This is a genomic window from Endozoicomonas sp. ONNA2 (assembly GCF_024606365.1).
Classification (GTDB): Bacteria; Pseudomonadota; Gammaproteobacteria; order Pseudomonadales; family Endozoicomonadaceae; genus Endozoicomonas.
The window spans coordinates 1-6559 of sequence record NZ_JAHHPO010000817.1 but is presented as its reverse complement, the minus strand read 5'-3'; the positions used below and the strand labels follow the sequence as shown (position 1 = coordinate 6559).

Annotated in this window: 8 protein-coding genes; 6 read left to right on the top strand and 2 right to left on the bottom strand. The window is 48.1% G+C overall.

Going from position 1 to position 6559, the window contains the following annotated elements:
- Window positions 1-398: 398 nt before the first annotated feature.
- The 5 genes from glk to KDK14_RS14500 all read left to right on the top strand — a co-directional run bounded on the left by glk (window position 399) and on the right by KDK14_RS14500 (window position 4078).
- Window positions 399-1373 carry a glucokinase gene (gene glk, locus KDK14_RS14520; RefSeq protein WP_257265889.1) on the top strand — a complete coding sequence of 325 codons (975 nt, stop codon included), beginning with the start codon at window positions 399-401 and terminating at the stop codon, window positions 1371-1373.
- A 312-nt stretch (window positions 1374-1685) separates the two neighbouring features.
- Window positions 1686-2378 (top strand): queuosine precursor transporter, encoded by a 693-nt coding sequence (locus tag KDK14_RS14515; RefSeq protein ID WP_257265888.1) that lies wholly within the window; start codon window positions 1686-1688, stop codon window positions 2376-2378.
- On the top strand, window positions 2375-3028 hold the full coding sequence (locus tag KDK14_RS14510) for an SDR family NAD(P)-dependent oxidoreductase (protein WP_257265887.1): 654 nt from the start codon (window positions 2375-2377) through the stop codon (window positions 3026-3028). The genes KDK14_RS14515 and KDK14_RS14510 overlap by 4 nt, the downstream gene beginning before the upstream one ends.
- 209 nt (window positions 3029-3237) lie before the next feature.
- On the top strand, window positions 3238-3579 hold the full coding sequence (locus KDK14_RS14505) for a hypothetical protein (protein ID WP_257265886.1): 342 nt from the start codon (window positions 3238-3240) through the stop codon (window positions 3577-3579).
- Between the two features lie 235 nt (window positions 3580-3814).
- Window positions 3815-4078, top strand: a complete 264-nt coding sequence (locus KDK14_RS14500) for a DUF6482 family protein (protein ID WP_257265885.1) — start codon at window positions 3815-3817, stop codon at window positions 4076-4078.
- 79 nt (window positions 4079-4157) lie between these two features.
- Here the strand turns inward: KDK14_RS14500 and KDK14_RS14495 are convergent, their stop codons facing one another.
- Entirely contained in the window at window positions 4158-4400 is a 243-nt protein-coding gene (locus KDK14_RS14495; RefSeq protein ID WP_257265884.1) for a DUF5062 family protein, read from the bottom strand.
- Between the two features lie 275 nt (window positions 4401-4675).
- On the opposite strand from KDK14_RS14495, the gene KDK14_RS14490 reads away from it, so the two are divergent.
- Window positions 4676-5536: a PA4780 family RIO1-like protein kinase gene (locus tag KDK14_RS14490; protein ID WP_257265883.1), complete on the top strand. Its 861-nt coding sequence runs from the start codon at window positions 4676-4678 to the stop codon at window positions 5534-5536.
- Between the two features lie 94 nt (window positions 5537-5630).
- On the opposite strand, the gene KDK14_RS14485 is transcribed toward KDK14_RS14490, so the two are convergent.
- Window positions 5631-6559 (bottom strand): hypothetical protein (locus tag KDK14_RS14485; RefSeq protein ID WP_257265882.1); only part of this gene is annotated, 929 nt, incomplete at its 5' end.

Here is a 6559-nt window from a genome sequence, read left to right as displayed (position 1 = left end):
CTACGCGGCAACTGCTCCTGCGTTGCTCTGGCTCCTGCATCCATGCAGTCGTGCGGTGGCAGCAAATTGGTCTAAAAATTTCTGTCAACCTCGCTACGGGGACGCCCGGTCGGGCGCTATTCTCGGACAGCCTCCCGGACCAATACCAGAATCTGTAATACAACCGGGCGATCTTACAACAATAGCCTGTTAGTTGGAATTGCTCCGATATTCAGCCACCAGGATCTGTTAAAATGCTCCTATACCCAATGCATGACATTAAGCTACGGCTTTACTCAGCAGTAAGGTAAAATCCCGCCCATTACCAAATCCGTAACCAGAATCCCAAAGCACCATGTATCGGCCTGTATGGCAATACAATCGTCTGCTCCGGGTACTTGACAGAAGCACTCTTCATTATGTCACGTGATACCTTATTGAATGACTCAATGGCACTGGTAGCTGATATCGGTGGCACCAACGCACGGTTTGCACTCTCAATGGGTAGCAGGTTGCAAAATGACTCGGTACAAGTGCTGGCCTGTAATGACTACGACAATCTTGACCATGCGGTCATCGATTACCTGAGGCATCAGCAAGTAACCGTGGATCATGCCTGCATGGCGTTTGCCTGTCCGGTAAGTGGCCAGACGATAAAAATGACCAATAATCACTGGGAATTCACCAAGTCTGACATGAAAGACAGGCTGAAATTGCTGTCATTCAAAGTGATCAATGATTTTACGGCCCAGGCTCTTGCCCTCCCTGCCCTGCCTGAAAACGCCCTGATCAAGATTGGCAATGGAGAAGCAATGGCAGGAGCCAGCAAGCTGATTATTGGACCGGGTACAGGCCTTGGCGTCGCGGCACTGAAAAAGGCAGGGGATTACTGGTTGCCTCTGCCCGGAGAAGGCGGACATGCTGCATTTTCGCCCATATCTTCCATGGATAGCCAGATTCTCGGTATTCTGCAGCAGAAACTGGGCTATGTTTCCTGGGAATCGGTACTGTGTGGTTCTGGTATCGAGCGGCTACATGAAGCCCATGGTATGTTGTCTGGTCAACCACAGACACTGAAAAACCATGAAATTACCGCACAGGCCCTGAGTGGTGACCCTCGGTGCAAACAGACCTTACTGCATTTCTGTCAACTGCTGGGCAGGGCTGCCAGTAATGCGGCACTGACCACTGGAGCCCAGGGGGGGGTTTATATTGCTGGCGGGATTATTCCACGCTTCCCTGAGTTTTTCGCCCAATCGGACTTTAGAACCTCATTCGAAGTTAACGATAAAATGGTCAGCTATCTGGCAGCCATACCAACCAGTCTGATTATTCACGACAACCCGGGCCTGACCGGTGCCTGTGAAGCCTTGGGCAACCCATTGATTCATTGATTTTCCAGGCTGACCCTGATCCGGGTCAGCTTACCCCGGAAAAGAACAATTACTTAATTTTAAAACAACTTGCTCAGGAATGACTGATATTCCGCATTTAGAAAAAAGTTCAGTTCAGATGGTTAACATTAATAATTTACTTGATTAAGACTTTATTCTTTATAACTATTCACCCATAGCAGCGAATTTTATTCAGCATTGTGAATACGGATATTTGCTATAACGAATGAACATTCCTTCCGGGGAAAGTCCTCAAACATTCGTTAATCACCACCGGCAACAACATACAAAGTAGTTGATAAGAGAGAACACTTGAACGAATTGCTTTTGATTGGCCAGCTTTTGTTATTTTATGGCATGGTCATTTTAACCTACCGGCTGTTCGGTAAAACGGGACTTATGTGTTACACGGTGCTGGCCATCGTGGCTGCCAATATTGAAGTACTGGTGCAGATCGATGCCTTCGGTATGGAGATGACCCTGGGAAATATCATGTTTGCCACCACCTTCCTGGTGACCGATATCCTCAGCGAGGTGGGTGGTAAAAAATGGTCTGACTATGCAGTCAATATCGGGTTCTTTACCTCGGCACTGTTTATTGCCATCTCCCAGAGCTGGCTGTATTTCCTGCCCAACACCCTGGATTTTGCCATGCCCCATATTCAGGCCATCTTCAGCAATACGCCTCGCCTGATGATTACTGGCCTGCTGGTTTATGCCATTACCCAACGCCTTGATGTGTGGCTTTACCACAAAATCTGGCACTGGACAGGGTTTACCGAGAAGTATCTGTGGCTGCGCAACAATGTATCTACCCTGATTTCCCAGTTTTTAAATGCGGTTCTGTTCACCTTTGGTGCATTTTACGGAACGTTCCCGGTGCCAGATCTGCTCAGTATCATCCTCACCAGCTATGGCATCTTTGTGGTGACCAGCCTGTGCGATACACCTGCTGTCTATCTGTGCAGAAAGATCAAGGTCAGGGAAATATGGGAGCGTGCATGAAAGTGATCGTTACCGGCGCCAGTGCCGGTATTGGCCTGGCGATTTGTCAGCGTTTTCTGCAGGACGGGCGCATCACCGTGGTGGGTATCGATATTAATTCCGGCGAACTTGGTAACGCCCGTTACCACCATTTTATGGCCGATGTAGCAAACCCGGAATCGCTCCCTGACATTGCGGGCACAACGCATCTGATCAACAATGTCGGGGTGCAAAACACCGCCCGGGATGTGGCCATCAATTTAGGCGGTGTGATGAACTGTACCAAACTGTACGGCCTGCAACCGGCGATTCAAGCCATTGTCAATGTCGCCTCTGCCAGTGCGCATTCAGGTGCCGAATTTCCGGAGTATGTTGCCTCCAAGGGTGGTGTGGTCGCCTACACCAAATGGACCGCGCTACAGGTTGCACAGTACGGTGCCACCTGCAACAGTATTTCTCCGGGCGGCGTGCTGACTGAATTGAACCGGCCGGTCATGGACGATCCTGAAAAATGGCAAGCCATTATGAATGAAACGCTGCTGCCAAAATGGGCCAGCCCTGAAGAAATAGCACAATGGGTTTACTTTATGGCAATCGTCAATCGCAGCATGACCGCACAGGATATTCTGGTGGATAACGGAGAGATGGCCAAGTCCAACTTTGTCTGGTGATCCAGAGGCTTGCTGTGGCCCGGGTCAGGGACTTAAAGGAATTTGCCGCTGACAACATTCACAATAATGTCATGAGTAAAGTTCATCCTGATTTACTCGATATAAGGACTCCACTGTTAAAGACTTGAAAAGCTTGAGTTCACCAGCGCTCCCAAAAAACAAAAGCAACAAAGCGTGTTTCAGTATTTCACTGCAAAGGAATTGCGACCATGAAAAAGCACCTTTTTCTACTCCCCGGCCTCAAAACGGCCAGAGAACTTTTTGAACAACTCGAAAATGCCGGTATTAATCACAACCGGATTCATATTGCTCACCAGGATCACTCTTGTAGCACAAACTGCCACCTTAACCATCTCAACTTAAAGGAAAAAAACGACACCATTCATAGTGGTGATCTAAAATTTAAGGTCGGTGTCGTTCTGGCAACGACGGTTGGATTCTTTACCTACAACCTTTGGGTTGGTCATCCTGCTGGCGGTATTGGTACCGTCCTCGCCTGCCTGATCGCCCCTGGCTTCCCTGCCTGGCTCGGCGGGATGATCGATCCTTGAGGTAATAATAGTCGCCTGCAATCCTGTCACGATCACATTCAGCAAGGTGGTGCGGTTGTTATGGTCGCTATCAACAATCCAATAGAACGGGAAAGGATGAACAAAACCGTAGCGAATTATGCCCCCTGCAGGTGTGGCCTGTACACACTTTTGCCGGACGACTGATGGCGGGACGGGGAAATCTCTGCGATAAATCGTCGTTTTCTTTATCAGGGGGCAAATCAGGAGAAGATCAATGACGCTCAAAGAACTGAAAAAAGCCTTCAAAGAAAACCCTCTGCCTGTCCAACTGCTGAGTCAGGAGGGAGATATCTATTTATGCCAGGTGGACCGGATGCGCCTACTGAGAAATAATGATGGTTCCCCCGCTATTTTCCACAGTATTAGTGAAGCAAAAGAGACCCTTGGGGATCAAATTGCTCACCACTTGCAGCTGGTTTATTCCGAAACCTATGATGAGATGATCCATCCTGAAAGCGAGACCAAACCATCAAAATGAGCCCGGGAAACATATTCTCAAGCTCATCAGCCTATCATTGATTGGACCGTCCGCCCTCTATCAGCGATTTCAACATCGATTAACCCGGCTTCTGTTTAGATGCCCAGATTGCCAGTTTGTGCTTCATGGTCACCTGGGATACCTGATCCTCCGGCAGGGGTTGAATCAGGTGATCATGGACCAGCAGTCGGTATATGTATTCGATTTTCTCATTGACAGAATCGGTCGCCTCAAATTCAACAACTCCTCGCTTTTCCCCGTACTTCATGCCATATTCAATGGCCTTCTTGACCAGCTCTTTTTCATTTTTCAATTTCTTCATTGGCGTCTCATCCGGTCCGGTGATTTATCAGGACATTTACGTTTATAAACCATTTCTGGTAAACCACCCCGCCATTTCGCTAACATTATCATCATCACGCCGCCAATCGTCCGGGCAACACTGCCTGCAAAGAGAGGCTTGATCAGGGACATTACCGACAGTCTGCCTGAAATAGCTTATACCAATTCCACATAATTGCCTGCCATGCGCTATTATCCGCGCTTATTACCAAAACCGCTATTCCCTCGGAGGTTCAAATAAGGTAAAAGTGCCTTATGAGAACCCCGAAACGAATCCAACCCCTGGTTGATGAAGGACTGGTGGATGAAGTACTCCGCCAGCTAATGAGTGGTAAAGAAGCCGATGTCTATGTGGTGCGTTGTGGAAATGCTATCCGCTGCGCCAAGGTTTATAAGGAAGCAGCAAAACGCAGCTTTAAAAAAGCCGTCCAATATCAGGAGGGCCGCAAAGAGCGCAACAGTCGACGGCAGCGAGCCATGGAGAAAGGCTCCAGATATGGCCGAAAACAACAGGAAGAGACCTGGCAGAGTGCCGAGGTTGATGCCCTGTTCCGTCTGGCAAGCGCTGGCGTCAGAGTCCCACAACCTTATATCTGCCTGGATGGCGTACTATTGATGGAACTGGTGACGGATGATGAAGGTCAGGTTGCCCCACGCCTGGGCGAAGTGTCCATGTCCGCTGAACAGGCTCGTGAAGACCACGCCACCATGATGCATTATGTCATGCTGATGCTCTGTGCCGGTCTGATTCATGGCGACCTGTCGGAATTCAATGTTCTGGTGGATGACGACGGTCCGGTGATTATCGACCTGCCCCAGGCCGTGGATGCCTCGGCCAACAACCATGCCCGCTTGATGCTGGCCAGAGACATCAACAACATCACGCAGTACTATGGACAGTTTGCGCCGGAGCTGTTGAACAGCCAGTATGCCAACGAGATATGGGCACTCTATGAAGATGGCGAGCTGACCCCGGAAACCGGGCTTACTGGCCTGTTCACCGAAGTGGAGCAAGCAGCCGATGTGGACTCAGTGCTGGCAGAAATTAAAGCGGTTCTGGCCGAAGAGCAGAAACGGCAGGAACGTCTGAAAGAATCTGATAATCCTGATGCCTGACAGGAAGTGAAGTTGCTTGAAAGCCCGGTATTTCGGGCTTTGTTTATTGTTTCTACGCAATGATTGGCAAATAACATCTGAAAGTTTATGGGCATTAACCCGCATACAATAAACCAGTCCGTAGCGTAATTGACCTGGGGCTTTCACAATCTTTGTTACACCAATGTAATAAGGAGTTTTCAACAGTCTGGATAGCAATAGGACCCGTGCCAAATTTGCCAATGCAGAAACCGGAGCCTATGTACGTCATGGAATGAATCCATTCTTGTGTATAGGTATCTGACAGGTTTAGATAACTAAAGGGTTTAACTGTTTTTATATCCCTGACAATAGTTTCGTTATAACAGGTCATAATGTTTCTGACTGAAAATCTGCTGACTCCGCAATGTAAAAAATGTTCGAACTGATGACAGGATGATTGCTGATCTTTATTGTCTTCGCAAGTCGTACAGTAGCTGGCCCCCTGTGAAATCCACTTGATAAATCGTTTCCCCCAGGGGACTGGAGGGTGATATTCATACTCAATGTCATCCCGGTCTTTGGCAACAAAAGAAATTTCGTCATCCTGACCTTGAAAAAGCGACTTTATGTATTCATCACCGCCCTCACCACTAATTGAGCAATAAGTCCTATCTCCGATTTCGAAGCGATGGACAGTTGTTTTGTTGATAATACCAGGGTTAATTAATGACTGGTGTGTCTGTGTATACGCTTCCTTTATATAAACCCTGACAGTATTTACATGGTCTGCTTTCTTACTGGCAAATAAGGCGTTACTGTTTTTCTTAAGACGGTTGTTTACTGTTTTTTCGGGGTGAAACAACGTGCTTTTGTCCGATGGTATATTCATGGCTTTGTCATAACCGGGGGGCGTTATGCACTGCTTTTCAGGATAGTGGATAGAAAGGGGGAACAGTGATGTCCCGAGGCATGGACAAATAAGTAGTTGGCCAAATGGAATCGTATAATTCTGGCTAAGTGGACAGTTACTATGCAAGGCGCAACGTAGGGAGCATAGCCTTA

Excerpts from the sequence above, each read along its gene's own strand:
- glk (WP_257265889.1), top strand. The coding sequence starts at position 399 with ATGTCACGTGATACCTTATTGAATGACTCAATGGCACTGGTAGCTGAT.
- KDK14_RS14510 (WP_257265887.1), top strand. The coding sequence starts at position 2,375 with ATGAAAGTGATCGTTACCGGCGCCAGTGCCGGTATTGGCCTGGCGATT.
- KDK14_RS14505 (WP_257265886.1), top strand. The coding sequence starts at position 3,238 with ATGAAAAAGCACCTTTTTCTACTCCCCGGCCTCAAAACGGCCAGAGAA.
- KDK14_RS14500 (WP_257265885.1), top strand. The coding sequence starts at position 3,815 with ATGACGCTCAAAGAACTGAAAAAAGCCTTCAAAGAAAACCCTCTGCCT.
- KDK14_RS14495 (WP_257265884.1), bottom strand. The coding sequence starts at position 4,400 with ATGAAGAAATTGAAAAATGAAAAAGAGCTGGTCAAGAAGGCCATTGAA.
- KDK14_RS14490 (WP_257265883.1), top strand. The coding sequence starts at position 4,676 with ATGAGAACCCCGAAACGAATCCAACCCCTGGTTGATGAAGGACTGGTG.